General features: G+C 70.5%; 16 protein-coding genes and 1 pseudogene. 11 read left to right on the top strand and 6 right to left on the bottom strand.

Annotated elements, in window-relative coordinates; genetic code table 11:
- Positions 1-359 precede the first annotated feature (359 nt).
- A complete protein-coding gene (locus ACF09J_RS25595; RefSeq protein WP_392307927.1) occupies positions 360-1133 on the bottom strand; it encodes a polysaccharide deacetylase family protein in 774 nt (257 codons plus the stop codon).
- Positions 1134-1552: 419 nt separating this feature from the next.
- Between ACF09J_RS25595 and ACF09J_RS25590 the strand changes: the two genes are divergently transcribed.
- Entirely contained in the window at positions 1553-2026 is a 474-nt protein-coding gene (locus ACF09J_RS25590; RefSeq protein WP_392307770.1) for a hypothetical protein, read from the top strand.
- Between the two features lie 52 nt (positions 2027-2078).
- Here the strand turns inward: ACF09J_RS25590 and ACF09J_RS25585 are convergent, their stop codons facing one another.
- Positions 2079-2840 (bottom strand): substrate-binding domain-containing protein, encoded by a 762-nt coding sequence (locus tag ACF09J_RS25585; RefSeq protein ID WP_392307926.1) that lies wholly within the window; start codon positions 2838-2840, stop codon positions 2079-2081.
- Here ACF09J_RS25585 and ACF09J_RS25580 point away from each other — a divergent pair.
- The 4 genes from ACF09J_RS25580 (at position 2805) to ACF09J_RS25565 (ending at position 4970) form a co-directional block, all read left to right on the top strand.
- Entirely contained in the window at positions 2805-3200 is a 396-nt protein-coding gene (locus ACF09J_RS25580) for a hypothetical protein (RefSeq protein ID WP_392307925.1), read from the top strand. The two genes, ACF09J_RS25585 and ACF09J_RS25580, sit on opposite strands and share 36 nt — an antisense overlap.
- 81 nt (positions 3201-3281) lie before the next feature.
- Positions 3282-3431, top strand: a complete 150-nt coding sequence (locus ACF09J_RS25575) for a hypothetical protein (RefSeq protein WP_392307769.1) — start codon at positions 3282-3284, stop codon at positions 3429-3431.
- Between the two features lie 27 nt (positions 3432-3458).
- Positions 3459-3611 (top strand): hypothetical protein, encoded by a 153-nt coding sequence (locus ACF09J_RS25570; RefSeq protein WP_392307768.1) that lies wholly within the window; start codon positions 3459-3461, stop codon positions 3609-3611.
- A gap of 258 nt (positions 3612-3869) precedes the next feature.
- Positions 3870-4970: an NADH:flavin oxidoreductase/NADH oxidase gene (locus tag ACF09J_RS25565; RefSeq protein ID WP_392307767.1), complete on the top strand. Its 1101-nt coding sequence runs from the start codon at positions 3870-3872 to the stop codon at positions 4968-4970.
- 114 nt (positions 4971-5084) lie between these two features.
- Here the strand turns inward: ACF09J_RS25565 and ACF09J_RS25560 are convergent, their stop codons facing one another.
- Complete coding sequence (locus ACF09J_RS25560) at positions 5085-5771, bottom strand: gamma-glutamyl-gamma-aminobutyrate hydrolase family protein (RefSeq protein ID WP_392307924.1); 687 nt, start codon at positions 5769-5771, stop codon at positions 5085-5087.
- Positions 5772-5923: 152 nt separating this feature from the next.
- A complete protein-coding gene (locus ACF09J_RS25555; RefSeq protein ID WP_392307766.1) occupies positions 5924-6667 on the bottom strand; it encodes a FadR/GntR family transcriptional regulator in 744 nt (247 codons plus the stop codon).
- Positions 6668-6742: 75 nt separating this feature from the next.
- Between ACF09J_RS25555 and ACF09J_RS25550 the strand changes: the two genes are divergently transcribed.
- The 5 genes from ACF09J_RS25550 (at position 6743) to ACF09J_RS25530 (ending at position 12445) form a co-directional block, all read left to right on the top strand.
- Positions 6743-8107, top strand: coding sequence for a glutamine synthetase family protein (locus ACF09J_RS25550; RefSeq protein ID WP_392307765.1), 1365 nt, complete (start codon positions 6743-6745; stop codon positions 8105-8107).
- A 56-nt stretch (positions 8108-8163) separates the two neighbouring features.
- Complete coding sequence (locus ACF09J_RS25545; RefSeq protein WP_392307923.1) at positions 8164-9561, top strand: aldehyde dehydrogenase family protein; 1398 nt, start codon at positions 8164-8166, stop codon at positions 9559-9561.
- Positions 9562-9567: 6 nt separating this feature from the next.
- Positions 9568-10353, top strand: coding sequence for a 3-oxoacyl-ACP reductase (locus ACF09J_RS25540; RefSeq protein WP_392307764.1), 786 nt, complete (start codon positions 9568-9570; stop codon positions 10351-10353).
- Between the two features lie 264 nt (positions 10354-10617).
- Positions 10618-11040 (top strand): PPOX class F420-dependent oxidoreductase, encoded by a 423-nt coding sequence (locus ACF09J_RS25535; protein WP_392307763.1) that lies wholly within the window; start codon positions 10618-10620, stop codon positions 11038-11040.
- Between the two features lie 187 nt (positions 11041-11227).
- Positions 11228-12445 carry a PP2C family protein-serine/threonine phosphatase gene (locus tag ACF09J_RS25530; protein ID WP_392307762.1) on the top strand — a complete coding sequence of 406 codons (1218 nt, stop codon included), beginning with the start codon at positions 11228-11230 and terminating at the stop codon, positions 12443-12445.
- Positions 12446-12489: 44 nt separating this feature from the next.
- Here the strand turns inward: ACF09J_RS25530 and ACF09J_RS25525 are convergent, their stop codons facing one another.
- Entirely contained in the window at positions 12490-12882 is a 393-nt protein-coding gene (locus tag ACF09J_RS25525; RefSeq protein ID WP_392307761.1) for a MerR family transcriptional regulator, read from the bottom strand.
- Between the two features lie 64 nt (positions 12883-12946).
- Here ACF09J_RS25525 and ACF09J_RS25520 point away from each other — a divergent pair, with 64 nt between their 5' ends.
- Positions 12947-14461, top strand: coding sequence for an MFS transporter (locus ACF09J_RS25520; protein WP_392307760.1), 1515 nt, complete (start codon positions 12947-12949; stop codon positions 14459-14461).
- Here ACF09J_RS25520 and ACF09J_RS25515 read toward each other — a convergent pair.
- Positions 14402-14623, bottom strand: a pseudogene (locus tag ACF09J_RS25515) (DUF5959 family protein); the annotation flags it as partial. The gene ACF09J_RS25520 and the pseudogene ACF09J_RS25515 sit on opposite strands and share 60 nt — an antisense overlap.
- Positions 14624-14783: the final 160 nt, after the last annotated feature.

The following is a 14783-nucleotide window of genomic DNA, read 5'->3' as shown; positions in this document are numbered from 1 at the left end:
GCTCCGCGCCGGACCCTTGGCCGGACTGGCCCGCGTAGGACGCGCGTGGACGAGTCGGAGGGGAGCCCCTCGGCCTGCTGGTCCGCGCCGGCCGGGCGGGGAGCCCGGTCGGCGCGGCGTGGCGAGAGGGGAGGCGCTCCCGCGCTCACTCCGGAGTGGTCACCGGGGCCTTCTGCTGGGGAGCGTCCAGGTGGAACTCGGGCGGTTCCCGGCGCCGCGGCGACGGCCGAGGAGGTCGAGGAACGCCTGCTGCTGCACGCCCGGCTGATGACAGGGGTGTCCGGCGCGGAGCGGTGAGGGCGGCGTCCCCGACGGCACCACTCGGGTCCGTCGTCTCCCTCCACCGACCAGGCCGGGGCTCAGCGCTCGGGGAAGCCGAAGGAGTAGCCCTGCTCCTTGAGCCGGGGAAGGATCCGGCGCAGGGCGCTGACGGTCTGGGAGCGGTCGCCGCCGGCGTCGTGGAAGAGGAGTGTCGGCCCGTTCGGCAACTCCTGCTGGACGGTGGCGACGATGGCATCCGTGCCCGGCCGCTCGAAGTCCTTGGAGTCCACGTTCCAGCCCAGCGGGCGCATGCCACGGGACGCGGCCAGCTTGCGGCTGTAGGGGGTGAAGGCCCCACCGGGCGCCCGGTAGTACATCGGCCGTACGCCCCCGGACGCCTTGGTGATCATGTGTTCGGCGTCGAGTATCTGCTGCGACTGGTAGGCCTGGGACTTGGTGTCCATGGTGGTGTCGTGCGACACCGTGTGGTCGCACAGCCGGTGCCCGGCCGCGACCACCTTCTTGACGAGGTCCGGGTGGGCCTGCGCCTGCGTCCCCACCATGCAGAACGTGGCCTTCACACCGTACTCCCGCAGCACGTCGAGCACTTGGGGGGTCCAGACGGGGTCGGGTCCGTCGTCGATGGTGATGTTGACGCCGCGCGCCCCCTTGTCCGAGGCGTGCGCGATGGTCGCCGCCACCGGCTCGACGCCACCGCCCGGCGCGGCCGACGCGGCGGCCTTCGGCGACGGGCCGCGCACGGCATCGGCCTGCGCGGTCCACAGCGAGGCGCCGGCGGCCAGCACCGTCACCCCGAGCGCCGCCCCGGCCACCTTGCCGTACCAGCCCTGCCCGCCACCGTGCCGTGCCATGTCCGCCCCGCTTTCCCGCAGTTCCTCGCCACCCTCGGCCGCCTTCCGGCCACCTGGCAGGACGAGGGACAGCAGCCACGGGATGCGTCCGTTACCGATCACGGACAATTCCGGGGGAGTTCGCGGACAACTCGACGGGCGGCGGCCGGATCCGCGCCGCTCGCACTCACCGTCAGCACCGGTGCCGACCGCGTCCGTGGCAGGGCGCGCGAGGCTCGCCTGACCGTCACCGATCGTGCCCTGCGGGCGTGTTCACCGCGAGGGGCGCGCTGATCGGCGTACATCGAGCGGCGTGGTGCGAGGGTCGTCAGGCATGATCCTGACGTCGACGGTGCTACAGCCACGTCCTGCCGGACAGGCCCGGTGATTCCAGAGCACCGGCATAGAGTGAACTCCTCGACGAGCGGCGGGGACACGCCATGGAGATCACCGTCCAGTGGACAAGGACGTCCTGGACGAAGCGTTCCAGGGGAGGAGAGGCCGCCGCGCGCAGGAACGCGGCTCCGATCGGTTTCGCTCTCCCACACATAGAGGGCGCTGCCGCCCATGTGATCCGCATGCACGAGCGAGACGGCTTCGAGCCGCATGAGAACGAGGAAGACCTGAGCAAGGTCGATGTCCAACTCCGGGAAACCGACGGACGACTGCGGGTCTTCCCCCGGGTGCAGCCCTTGTTTGCTCTGCCGCCCCGGCCGAGACGGCCCCCAGCGGTACGACTTGTCCCAGGTCAGTGGGTGCGCTGGCAGCTCAACTATCGATTCAGCAGCGCAGCGGGCGTGCGGGACTGGTCGTACTGGCTGGACACGTTCAACATTGCCTACGGTCCGACGAAGCCCGATGTGTTCCTGTCCGCGCCTACGGTGCTCGTCAACGAGCGAGGACCACTCCGGTAACCCGCCCCGAACGTCGACTGCGACCCAGATGACGCCACGTCAGGGCCGCTGGTCAGTCGTCGAGCGTCGAGTCGCGGGCGATCAAGTGGGGGCGCAGTCGTTTTGAGCGGACGCGTCGTCCGTGCAGGCGATCGATGAGCAGGCTCATGGCCTGTTCACCCATTTCGAACATCGGTGAGTGGATCGTGGTGAGGGGCACGGGCATGTCCGCGGCGACGGGGATGTCGTTGTATCCGACGACGGCCACGTCGCTGCCGGGGCGCAGTCCGTACTCCCGCAGAGCCCCGATGACGCCGATGGCGGCGGTGTCGTTGACCGCGAAGATGGCCGTGGGGCGCGGGACGAGGGCGAGCAGTGCCGCGCCCGCGGCGTGGCCCCCTGCGGTGTCGAAGCGGGACGGGAGAACGTACTGCGGGGGGAGGGGGAAGCCGGCTTCGGCATAGCGGCGCACGAAACCGGCAGTGCGCTCGACTCCGGTGCTCGCGTAGGGCTCCCCGGCGGCGACTCCCACGCAGTGGTGACCGAGCTGGAGGAGGTGCTCGGCGGCCAGCCGTCCAGCGAGGAGATCGTCGGTGGTGACGGACAGGTGTCCTGTCAGGCGCCGCGAGACGAGGACGTAGGGGATGTGCCTGCGGTCGAGGAGCTTCACCAGGTCGTAGCCGTCGAGCCGCGCGTCCCCCAGGACGATGCCGGCTACCCGCCGTGCCAGGAGCTCTTCGAGGCGGTCACGCCGCAGGGCCGGGTCGTCGGTGGTGTTGGCGACGAAGGTGTTGAAGCCGTGCCGGGCGGCGGCCGCGTCGAGCCCCTCGTAGATGCGCGCCAGGACGAAGTCGGTCAGGCGGGGGGGCCAGTACGCCGAAGATGCTGCTGCGGCCGGTGCGCAGGGTGGTGGCGGCGGGATCCCGCCCCCCCCGCAGTGGCACAGGCCGTGGGGCGGCTGGTGGACCGAGGCGTTCCGGTCCTGGTGTGCAGCCGGGCGTTCAGCGGGCCGGTCACCCCGCTGTACACCGCCGGCGGCGGTGCGGACCTGGACCGTGCCGGTGCGGTCTTCGCCGGTGATCTCAGCCCGTGGCAGGCCCGGCTGCTGCTGTCCGTGGCCCTCGCCCACAAGCCGGAGGACCCGGGATCGGTCGTGTCGCAGTGGCTCGGACAGCCCTCACCCGACGGAGCCTGAGCCCTCACATTCAGCGCGGACCTCACAGTCGGCCCAGCGCCGTGCGGCGCCGGTGCGCTAGGGCGGAGAGGAAGGAGAATCATGAGTGAAGAGATCTTCGTGTCCTTCGGCGTGGACATCGACGCGGTGGCCGGCCGGCTCGGCTCCTACGGCGGAGAGGGCTCTCCCGACGACATCTCCCGCGGGTCGAGATCCGGGCCAACTGGTACCGGGACGACCTGCCTCCGATGATGTTCATCAAGGCCAGCCCCAACAACCATGACCGTCCACCCGGACGTGTCCGGCCGGCTGCAGGTGCTCATGGCCCTCGAGCGACTGATCGAGCACATCAATTCCCGCGACGGCGTCCAGTGGACCACTTTCGACGCGACCGCCACCGACTTCGCCGAACGCACCCCCCGAAAGGCCTGATCATGACCTGTGCCCAGCCTGCCCGGGACGTCCCGGCCTGGGAGCGCCCCGTGACCCCGCGCACCCTGCTGCGCGTCTCCGCCTTCGCCTCGGCGAGTCCCGGGGCCCCCACCTCCACGGTTCCTTGCGCACGCGAGTATGCGGCTGGGGTAAAATGGCGGCGGATGCAATTAATGCTGGTGGGGCTGGACCGGGTCAGCGGGAGTTGACCGCCGGTGCTTCACCGCAGCCCCTTGGGTCACTTGCGAGGAGTTGGACTTGAACACCCTTTTCACGCCCTACACCATCAGGTCGCTGACCATCCCCAACCGCATCTGGATGGCGGCGATGTGTCAGTACAGCGCCGCCCCGGACGGTGAGACGGTCGGCGCCCCGGCGGACTGGCACTTCGCCCACCTCGCCGCCCGCGCCTCCGGCGGCACCGGCCTGATCATCACGGAGGCCACGGCCGTGAGCCCCGAGGGACGGATCAGCCCCTACGACCTCGGCATCTGGAACGACACGCAGGTCGCCGCCTTCCAGCGCATCACCGCGTTCCTGAAGACGCAGGGCACCGTTCCCGGCATCCAGCTGGCGCACGCCGGGCGCAAGGCCTCGACCGAGCGCACCTGGGTCGACCGCGGACGCCAGATCACCCCGGACGAGCCCTACGGCTGGAAGCCGGTCGGCCCCAGCGCCCTTCCCTTCGCCGAGTCGTCGACGACGCCCGACGAGCTGAGCAAGGAGCAGATCGCGGAGATCGTCCAGCAGTTCACCGACGGCGCCCGGCACGCGTTGGCGGCCGGATTCGAGGTCGCCGAGATCCACGGCGCGCACGGCTACCTGATCCACCAGTTCCTGTCCCCCCACAGCAACCGACGCACCGACGAGTACGGCGGCTCGTTCGAGGGCCGGATCCGGTTCGCCCTGGAGGTCGTCGAAGCGGTCCGCGCCACGTGGCCCGAGGAGCTGCCGGTCTTCTTCCGCATCTCCGCCACCGACTGGCTCACGGAGGACCCGGAGGACGACCGCGAGGGTTGGACCGTCGACGACACCGTCCGCTTCGCCAAGGAACTCCAGGCACGTGGCGTGGACCTGATGGACGTCTCCACCGGAGGCAGCGCCCCCGACGCGAAGATCGAGACCGGCCCCGGCTACCAGGTGCCCTTCGCCGAGCAGGTCCGCAGGCAGACCGGTATGCCGGTGGCGGCTGTCGGCATGATCACGGAACCGGCCCAGGCCCAGGACATCATCACCTCCGGCAAGGCGGACGCCGTCCTCCTGGCCCGTGAGCTCCTGCGCAACCCGTACTGGGCGCGTCACGCCGCCGCCGAACTCGGTGGCGAGGTCTCCGCCCCCGTCCAGTACCACCGCGCGTAACGACACCGCGGGCGGAACGGAGGTTCCGCCCGCGGCACCGGGCACCGTGGATCCCGGACCGCGGTCGGCACTAGACCCACCGGTGTCGGCGCGTTCTGGCGCTGGCGCCCGGATTCAGCCGCCCGACGCGGCGCGCACCAGTGCGGTCATCACGCGTACGTCCTCGCCCATCTCGGGGTGCCACTGCACGCCCAGCGCGAAACGGTCGCCGGGCAGTTCGACCGCCTCCACCGTGCCGTCCGCCGCATGGGCCGAGGCGCGCAGACCCTCCCCCAGGCGGGCCACCGCCTGGTGGTGGTACGTCGGGACGTACGTCTCCTCCGGCACCACGGCCGCGTACCGGGTGGCCGCCACGGGGGTCACCGGGTGGGAGCCGAAGACGCCGACGTCCTCGGTGTGTCCGTCGATGTGCTGGACGAGGGTGCCGCCGAGTGCGACGTTCAGCAGTTGCATGCCGCGGCAGATGCCGAGCAGAGGTGTGCCGGAGTCCAACGCGGCCCGGATCAGGGCGAGTTCCCAGGCGTCACGCTCCCGCGCGGGCGGCCCGGTGCGCGGCTCGCGCTCGGCGCCGTAGCGCTCCGGCTCGACGTCCGGGCCCCCCGCGACGACCAGCCCGTCGAGGCGGGCGACCACCGACGCCGCGTGGGACGGATCGTCCGGCGGCAGCATGGTCGCGAGCCCGCCCGCGGCCTGCACCAGCCGCGGGTATCCGGCGGGCAGCAGCGCCGCGGGCAGCTCCCAGACCCCCCAGGACGCCCGGGCTTCCAGATAGGTGCTGACGCCGATGAGCGGCTTGCCCACTGTGTGCTCCTTCACGGTCCTCCGTCGCGTCTCCCACTCGGCTTCCGTCGCGGTGAGCGCCACGAAGCACTCCATGGAACGGATTCATACCTTTGTGTCGGCGGTGCCGGGAAATCAAGACCCGTGCGCGCCGTCGCGCTGAACCGCCCTGCTCACGTCAGGAAGCCGCGCAGCAACGCGGCCGTGCCCGCGCAGTGCTCCCGCGTCATCTCACGCGCGCCGTCGGCGTCCCCGTCGAGTACGGCCTCGACCATTGCGGTGTGCTGGCGCTGTGAGTGCTCCAGGTTCCGCACCAGCAGCGGGATGCAGTCCAGCAGGTCGTTCACGGTCGCGCGCACGGCCGCGTACTGCGCGGTGAGCGTCGGCGATCCGGACAGCTCGGCGAGTGTGAGGTGCAGCAGCGTGTCGAGCCGGCGGTACTCGGTGAGCGGCGCGTCGTGCGTGCGGGCGAGCGCGTCCCGCAGCCGCCCCGCCTGTTCGTCGGTGAGCCCGTGTGCCGCGCACAGTCCGGCCGCGCCCACTTCCAGCACCTCCCGGAACCGCAGGACGTCCTCGACGTCGACCTCCTCGATCCGGCGGCGCAGCTCGTCCTCGCCGGGGGCGGCCGCCTTCGGCAGGACGAACGTTCCGCCGTAGCGGCCACGCCGCGACTCCACCAGACCCTGGTCCTGGAGGACCTTCAGCACCTCGCGCAGCGTCACCCGGCTGATGCCGAGCCGGTCCGCCAGCTCCCGCTCCGACGGCAGTCGCTCGCCGCCGGGCACCAGGCCCAGCCGTACGACCTGGAGTATCTGTTCAAGAGCCTCCTCGAAACCGTTCCCCGCCCGCACCGGCCGCAGTACCGGAGACAGCCGGTCGTCCGTGCAGGCACCCTCGCCCGCCTCCGTCTGCGACATCTGGCCGCACCCCTTCCCAAGCAATGGTTCTCGGCAATACCTTATGGGTCTCGGCTGACCGAAGGAGGCTTTCCCGTGGCAGACCGCACACCCCCGCTCAGTGTCGAGGAGCTTCGCGCCCTCGTCGCGAGCGGCGAGATCGACACTGTCGTCCTGGCCTTCCCCGATATGCAAGGGCGGCTCCAGGGTAAGCGGTTCGCTGCCCGCTTCTTCCTCGACGAAGTCCTCCAGCACGGCACGGAGTGCTGCAACTACCTTCTCGCCGTCGACGCGGAGATGAACACCGTCGAAGGCTACGAGATGTCCTCCTGGGACCGCGGCTACGGCGATTTCGCCATGCGCCCCGACCTGGCCACCCTGCGCCGGGTGCCCTGGCATCGAGCCACCGCGATGCTGATGGCCGACCTCACCTGGGAGGACGGAACCCCGGTCGTGGCCGCGCCCCGCCAGATCCTGCGCCGCCAGCTCGAACGGCTCGCCGAGCTCGGCTACACGGCCAACGTCGGCACGGAGCTCGAGTTCATCGTCTTCAAGGACTCGTACGAACAGGCCTGGGACGCCGGTTACCGCGGCCTCACCCCGGTCAACCAGTACAACGTCGACTACTCGGTCCTCGGCACCGGCCGCATCGAGCCGCTGCTGCGCCGCATCTGCAACGAGATGAGCGGGGCCGGCCTGACCGTCGAATCCGCGAAGGGCGAGTGCAATCCCGGCCAGCACGAGATCGTGTTCCGCTACGACGAAGCCCTGGTCACCTGCGACCAGCACGCCGTCTACAAGACCGGTGCCAAGGAGATCGCCGCACAGGAGGGCTACGCCCTCACCTTCATGGCGAAGTACAACGAGCGCGAGGGAAACTCCTGCCACATCCACCTCTCACTCGCCGACGCGGACGGCACCAGCGCCATGGCCGGGGAGGGGCCCGGCGGCATGTCCCCGGTGATGCGGCACTTCCTCGCCGGCCAGTTGGCCGCGCTGCGCGACTTCTCCCTCCTCTACGCCCCCAACATCAACTCCTACAAGCGCTTCCAGCCCGGCTCCTTCGCGCCGACCGCCGTCGCCTGGGGACACGACAACCGCACCTGCGCGCTGCGCGTCGTCGGCCATGGCCGTTCGCTGCGCTTCGAGAACCGGCTGCCCGGCGGCGACGTCAACCCGCATCTCGCGGTCGCGGGCCTGATCGCCGCCGGTCTCCACGGCATCGAGCAGCGCCTGGAGCTGCCCGAGGCATGTCCGGGCAACGCGTACACCGCCCCTTACGAACACGTCCCCACCACGCTGCGCGAGGCCGCCGAGCTCTGGGAGAACAGCGCGATCGCCAAGGCCGCCTTCGGCGACGAAGTGGTCGCGCACTACCGCAACATGGCCCGCGTCGAACTCGAAGCCTTCGACGCCTCGGTGACCGACTGGGAACTCCGCCGCTCCTTCGAACGCATGTGAGGCCCTTCTTGTCGTACGAGCGCGAGGACCACGAGGACCACGAGGACCACGAGGACATGGACACGTACGTGCACGAGCACCAGGTACTGAACCCGGCGACCGAAGAAGTCGTCGCGACCGTCCCCGCCGCGAGTGCCGCGGACGTCGACGCGGCCGTCGCGCGGGCGGCCGTGGCACAGACCCGCTGGGCCGCCCTCGCGCCCGCCGACCGGGCCAGGCTGCTGCGCCGCTTCGCCGCAACGGTCGACGGACACCTGGAAGAGTTGGCGCAGTTGGAGGTGCTCGAGGCCGGGCACGTCATCGGCAACGCGCGCTGGGAGGCGGGAAACGCCCGCGATCTGCTCGACTTCGCCGCCGGGGGAGTGGAACGCCTGTCCGGCCGCCAGATCCCCGTCCCCGGCGGACTCGACATCACGATCCTCGAACCGCTCGGGGTCGTCGGTGTCATCGCGCCGTGGAACTTCCCGATGCCGATCGCCGCGTGGGGGACCGCACCCGCCCTCGCGGCCGGCAACGCCGTTCTCCTCAAACCCGCGGAGACGACCCCGCTGACCGCGCTCCGGCTCGCGGAACTCGCCCTGGAATCAGGCCTTCCCGAACACCTCTTCCAAGTGCTGCCCGGCGCAGGGGACGTGGCGGGCGACGCACTCGTCGAGCACCCCGGCGTGGCCAAGATCGTGTTCACCGGATCCACCCGCGTCGGCAAGGCGATCATGGCCAGGTGCGCCGCTCGCGTGAAGCGCGTGACCCTCGAACTCGGCGGCAAGAGCCCCAACATCGTCTTCGCCGACGCCGACATCGAGGCCGCCGCCGCTGCCGCGCCCATGTCGTTCCTCGACAACGCGGGGCAGGACTGCTGCGCCCGCACCCGCATCCTCGTCCAGCGCTCGGTCTACGACCGCTTCCTGGACCTGCTCGCGCCCGGCATCGAGTCCGTCGTCGTCGGCGACCCGAGCGACGAGCGCACCGAGATGGGCCCGCTGATCTCCAAGGCCCAGCTGGAGCGCGTACGGTCGTACGTCACCGACGACCTGAAGGCGATCCGCGGCAGCGCGCCCGAAGGGCCCGGCTTCTGGTTCCCGCCGACCGTCGTCACCGACGTCGACCCGGCCGCGCCCCTCGCCGCCGAAGAGGTCTTCGGCCCGGTCGCCGTCGTCCTGCCCTTCGAGGACGAGGCCGACGCGGTACGGCTCGCCAACGCGACCGAGTACGGCCTGTCCGGGTCGATCTGGACGCGTGACGTGGGCCGGGCGCTGCGCGTGTCCGGCGCCGTCGCGGCCGGGAACCTCTCCGTCAACTCCCACTCCAGCGTTCGCTACTGGACCCCGTTCGGCGGCTACAAGCAGTCGGGACTCGGCCGCGAACTCGGCCCGGACGCGCTCGCCGCTTTCACCGAGACCAAGAACGTCTTCATCAGCGACGTTTCCACCAGCACGGACACCACGGAGGGCTGAGCACTCATGACCGACACCAGCAACGTCTGCCGCCGACTCGTCGGCCGTACCGCCGTCATCACCGGCGCAGGCAGCGGTATCGGCCTCGCCACCGCGCGCCGCCTCGCCTCCGAGGGGGCGAACGTCGTCTGCGGCGACATCGACGAGAGCGCGGGCAAGGCCGCCGCCGAAGAGGTCGGCGGCACCTTCGTGAAGGTGGACGTGACCGACGCCGAGCAGGTCGAGGCGCTGTTCAGAGCCGCGTTCGACACCTACGGCTCCGTCGACATCGCCTTCAACAACGCGGGCATCTCGCCGCCGGACGACGACTCGATCCTGGAGACCGGCCTGGACGCCTGGAGGCGGGTCCAAGAGGTCAACCTGACCTCGGTGTACCTGTGCTGCAAGGCCGCCATCCCCTACATGCGGCGCCAGGGCCGCGGTTCCATCATCAACACAGCCTCGTTCGTGGCCATCATGGGCGCCGCCACCTCGCAGATCTCCTACACCGCGTCCAAGGGCGGCGTGCTCGCCATGTCCCGGGAGCTGGGTGTGCAGTTCGCCCGCGAGGGCATCCGCGTGAACGCGCTCTGCCCGGGGCCCGTCAACACCCCACTCCTCCAGGAACTGTTCGCGAAGGACCCGGAGCGGGCGGCGCGACGCCTCGTGCACATCCCGGTCGGGCGGTTCGCGGAGGCCGACGAGATCGCGGCCGCGGTCGCGTTCCTCGCGAGCGACGACTCGTCCTTCGTGAACGCCACCGACTTCCTCGTCGACGGCGGGATCTCGGGCGCGTACGTCACGCCGCTGTAGCCCCCCGCGGCCACCACTGCGACAACCGGGCGTCGCAGGACGCCCGGCTCGCACCGCCGCCCAGGCCGCGTGCAGCCCCGCCATGTCATGCCAGTCCGGCGGAGCTCGGCCTCGGCCGGGATCTGCGGGACCTCGTTCGCCCACACGAGCACCGTCTTGTCGGCGAGCGTCGTGCGACGGCTCGTCTCCGCGTGAAATGTGACAGCGTGTACGGGGTCACAGCAGTTGGACCCCAACCAGTACCGGCTGTCGAGGAGAAGCACGATGTCGAAGCCTCCGCTTACCCCCGATGCGATCGCCATGGTCGAAAAGGCCAATCCGGCGGTCATCACCACGCTCCGGCCGGATGGCCAGCCCGTCTCCACCGCCACCTGGTACCTCTGGGAGGACGACGGCCGCGTCCTGGTCAACATGGACGAGGGCCGCAAGCGCCTGGAGCATCTGCGCAATGATCCACGGGTCACCCTCACCGTGTTGGACGAAGCCAACTGGTACAACCACATCAGCCTCGTCGGCCGGGTCAGCGAGATCCGAAACGACTCGGACCTCGCTGGTATCGACCGGCTCAGCCGGCAGTACGTCGGCAAGCCCTATGCCCAACGAGACCGGGCGCGGGTCAGCGCCTGGATCGAGGTCGAGCGCTGGCACGGCTGGGGCACGTACAAGGACAGCAACCAGGCAGGCTGACCAATGTCCGGGCCGCTCTCAGGCAACAGCTCCCCCTCGACTGTCCGGCCGGCACGCCCGTTCGGCGCGGCAGGCCGCTGCCCTTGAGCCCCATGCACGCCGGGACACGCTGCCGTGCGAGGCGACCAGGTGCCGGCTGTCGAGGCCGTGCTTGGGCGGGATCGGTGCGAGACTGGGCACGGAAGGGGTGAGTTCCGTGTCGGACCCGCCGCACGCGTCCCCCGGTACCGACACCGCCGTCGATGAGAACCGGCTGGAGGAGCTGATCATCGAGGCGCAGACGGCCCTGCCGGTCGAACTGCCCGCCCTGGCGAACCGGTGCGCCGCGGCCCTCGGCCTGGACACGGCGCTGATGTACCTCGTCGACCTGCAACAAAGGCTGCTCATCCCACTCGACGAGACCTTGGAGCCGCTACCGGTGGCCGACTCTCCGGCCGGCTGGGCGTACCGCACCGTCTCCCCGCGGGTGGCCGAGGCCGACGACGGCGTGACCATCTGGCTGCCTCTGGTCGACGGTGTGGAGCGGCTGGGTGTGCTGGCGGTGCGGACCGCCGCGCTCGACGGGGCGCGTATGCGCCGCAGCCGGATGCTGGCCCGTCTGTTCGCCATGCTGATCACCTCCAAGCGCGCCTACAGCGACTGGCTCGTCGCCCGTACCCGCACCGCGACCATGCAGTTGCCCACCGAGATGCTGCGGGCCTTCCTGCCACCCCGCACCATCGGCAGCAGCAGGTGCGTCTCCACCGCGGTCCTGGAACCGGCGTACGACGTCGCCGGTGACGCCTTCGACCACTCGGTGGTCAAGGACGTGCTGCACGCCCTGATCCTCGACTCCATGGGGCACGATCTGACCTCCGGCCTGACCGCGTCGGTCGCCATGGCGGCGGCGCGGAACGCCCGCCGCGGCGGGCGCGACCTGGCCGACGCGGTCGGCTCCATCGACCAGGCGCTCGCCCGGTGGCTACCCGACCAGTTCTGCACCGGCGTGCTGTGCCGGCTCGACGCGCGGACCGGGGTGCTGCGCTGGGTCAATTGCGGTCACCCGCCGCCGCTGCTGATCCGTGCCGAGCGGGTGCTCGACGGGGCGCTGGACAGCCCCCCGCAGCCGCCGATCGGCCTGGCCGGGCAACTCGCCCCGGCCGCCCGGCAGGTTCACGAGACGACACTGGAACCGGGCGACTGCGTGCTGCTCTACACCGACGGTGTCGTGGAGGCCCGTGACAAGGACGGTGCGGAGTTCGGCCTCGACCGGTTCACCGACTTCATCATCCGCTCCTCCGCCGCCGGCCAGCGCCCGGCCGAGGTGCTGCGGCTACTCATCCACGCCATCCTCGACCACCAGCGCAACCAACTGCACGACGACGCGACCATCCTGCTCTTCGAATGGCGCCCGCAGCACCGGTGACGGGCCCCGAGGATCTCCTTCGTGTGCTGCGCCGCGCTCGGTGCTCAGGGCGCCGCGTCCGTGGCACCGAGCAGTACGCACTGATCGAAATTCATGCAGCCGCACTCCAGGCAGTCCGCGACTGCCTGTCGCAGCGCCTGGGTCTGTGCGATGTGCTGATCGAGTTCGGGAAGCTTCCGGGTGGCCATTTCCCGCCATTGGCGGGTGGCGGACGGCGTGGTGTCGTCGGCCAGTAGCTGCGTGATCTCGGCGAGGGTGAACCCGGCCCGCTGCGCCATCCTGATCAGGGCGACCCTGCGGACCGCGGTCGCCGGCCACACCCGGCGCCCGCCTTCGCGACGCGCACCGGGCAGCAGACCGCGCTCTTCCCAATAGCGCAGCGCCGAAGCGCGCACGCCGACTCTGTCCGCGAGCTCACCAATGGGCAGATAGCGCACGGCCACCCCTTTCCCGTTCCGGCGCCTTGACTTCAAGCGTGCTTGAAGGACGACTGTGACCTGCATGTTCTCAGTACCACAGGGACGCCTGGTGCCCGGCCCCTACCGCTCGCTGTGCGCCGACCGGACGTTTCGCCGGCTGATGCCGGTCTTCGCGTTGTCCGACTTGGGCGACGGCATGACCGTCGTCGCCGTCGCGTGGCTCGCGCTCGCACTGGGGCCCGACGGCGGCCGAGGCGCGCTGGCCGGCACCGCTGTCGCCGCCTACGTTCTGCCCGGCGCGCTGGGCGCACTGACCTTGGGCAGGTGGATGCGACGGCTTCCCGCGCGGCGACTCCTGGTCAGCGACTCCGCGCTGCGCGCCGTACTGCTGGGAACGGTTCCGCTCGCGCACGCGGTGGGGCTGCTCACACCGGCCGTGTACGTCGGGCTCCTGGGCGCCTCCTCGCTGCTGCACGCCTGGGGCAAGGCAGGCAAGCACGCCCTGTTCGCTCCTTTGTTCTCCAACGACCAGCGTCTGGCGGCCAACAGTGTGCTCAGCACCAGTCTGTGGACCGCGACGATCGTGGGCCCGGTTCTCGCGGGCCTGCTCGTGGAAGTGGTGTCCCCGGCATGGATCATCGGCTTGGACGCCGCCACGTTCGCCGTACTTGCCTTCCAGACCGGGCGCACCACCCTGCCTTCGTCACCGGCAGCAGTACTCGTACCAGTGAACGGCGGCGCAAAGCGGGGGCTGAGCATTCTGCGCGGTCAACCGGAACTCCTTGGCCTGCTCGTCGTGACCTGGGTGTTCAACCTCGCCTTCGGCCCCGTCGAAGTCGCACTGCCTCTGTTCGTCTCCGGCGAACTCCATGCCGGCGCCGGGCTGCTCGGCGCCTACTGGGCCGCCTTCGGCGTCGGAGCTGTCATCGGCGCTCTCGCGCTGGGCGCGGTCCGAAGGCTTCCCCTGTGGCCGGCCATGCTCGGCATCATCGCCGGCCACGGCATCGGCATGCTCCCCTTCGCCCTCACGCACACCAGCCTCCCTTCCATGATCGGCTTCGCTTTCGCCGGACTCGTCTACGGCCCCTACTCCGCGCTCTCCTTCACCCTGCTCCAGGAGCGTGCACCCGCAGAGTCGCTCACGACGGTTCTGGCCGTACGCGGCGCCATACTCCTGACGGCCTCGCCCCTCGGAGCGGCGCTCGGCGGTTTCCTCCTCGACCGCACCGGCGCACCGGCCATCCTTGTCGGCTGCGGCCTGCTGATGATCGCCATCGTCCCCATCAGCTCCGTGGTACTGAAGCTCACCGGAGACCACCGCCGACGACACCGGCCCTCACCCGGCCCGGCCGAGCGAGCAGGGGGGCACCGCCTGAGACACAGGCTGGTCCGGGGCCGTCGCCGGTGGCGATGCTGTTCAGCTCAGGTGAGTGGGACGCCATCCGTAGGTCATGGGGGCTGTTTCCACGACCTCGCTGGGCCAGGTGCGTCGGACCTGCTGAAGTCGGTCGTGGTGCTCGTCCACCCAGTTCTCCGGCGGTCGGATCCACAGCATTGCGCTGAGGCGGTCGGGGTCGTGGATCGTTACGGCCAGTGAGTGGTCCTCGTGCATGTGGAGATCGAGACTCGGCCCGCGATCCCCGCCGATGCGCACGTCCCTGCCCGGGACGAGGCCGGTCAGCTTCTGCTGCCAGGCGTCGAGGTCCCGCTGGAAGAGGTGGAGCTCCAGTCGGGCATCGACGAAGTCGGCGTGCGCCAGGAGCTGAGCCTTGAGACGTCGTGGCCGGTCAGCACACCGGGCTGGAAGCGGCCGGTCACGCGGACGATGCAGCGGTCACCGTCCACGTCCTCCAAGTGGATCAGATCCACCGCACCTGGTTCGGTCACCGCCGGCCCCGCTTTCTCGTGATGGTCCGGCG

This window comes from Streptomyces sp. NPDC014889, from assembly GCF_043081205.1.
In the GTDB taxonomy this organism is placed as follows: domain Bacteria; phylum Actinomycetota; class Actinomycetes; order Streptomycetales; family Streptomycetaceae; genus Streptomyces.
Note: the sequence above shows the minus strand (reverse complement) of the source record. Positions and strands in the feature narration are given on the sequence as shown.

What these genes read in the sequence shown, in the direction of transcription:
- ACF09J_RS25535 (WP_392307763.1), top strand. Translation starts at nt 10,618, where the DNA reads ATGTCGAAGCCTCCGCTTACCCCCGATGCGATCGCCATGGTCGAAAAG.
- ACF09J_RS25590 (WP_392307770.1), top strand. Translation starts at nt 1,553, where the DNA reads ATGGAGATCACCGTCCAGTGGACAAGGACGTCCTGGACGAAGCGTTCC.
- ACF09J_RS25570 (WP_392307768.1), top strand. Translation starts at nt 3,459, where the DNA reads ATGACCGTCCACCCGGACGTGTCCGGCCGGCTGCAGGTGCTCATGGCC.
- ACF09J_RS25540 (WP_392307764.1), top strand. Translation starts at nt 9,568, where the DNA reads ATGACCGACACCAGCAACGTCTGCCGCCGACTCGTCGGCCGTACCGCC.
- ACF09J_RS25555 (WP_392307766.1), bottom strand. Translation starts at nt 6,667, where the DNA reads ATGTCGCAGACGGAGGCGGGCGAGGGTGCCTGCACGGACGACCGGCTG.
- ACF09J_RS25575 (WP_392307769.1), top strand. Translation starts at nt 3,282, where the DNA reads ATGAGTGAAGAGATCTTCGTGTCCTTCGGCGTGGACATCGACGCGGTG.
- ACF09J_RS25595 (WP_392307927.1), bottom strand. Translation starts at nt 1,133, where the DNA reads ATGGCACGGCACGGTGGCGGGCAGGGCTGGTACGGCAAGGTGGCCGGG.
- ACF09J_RS25520 (WP_392307760.1), top strand. Translation starts at nt 12,947, where the DNA reads ATGTTCTCAGTACCACAGGGACGCCTGGTGCCCGGCCCCTACCGCTCG.
- ACF09J_RS25545 (WP_392307923.1), top strand. Translation starts at nt 8,164, where the DNA reads ATGGACACGTACGTGCACGAGCACCAGGTACTGAACCCGGCGACCGAA.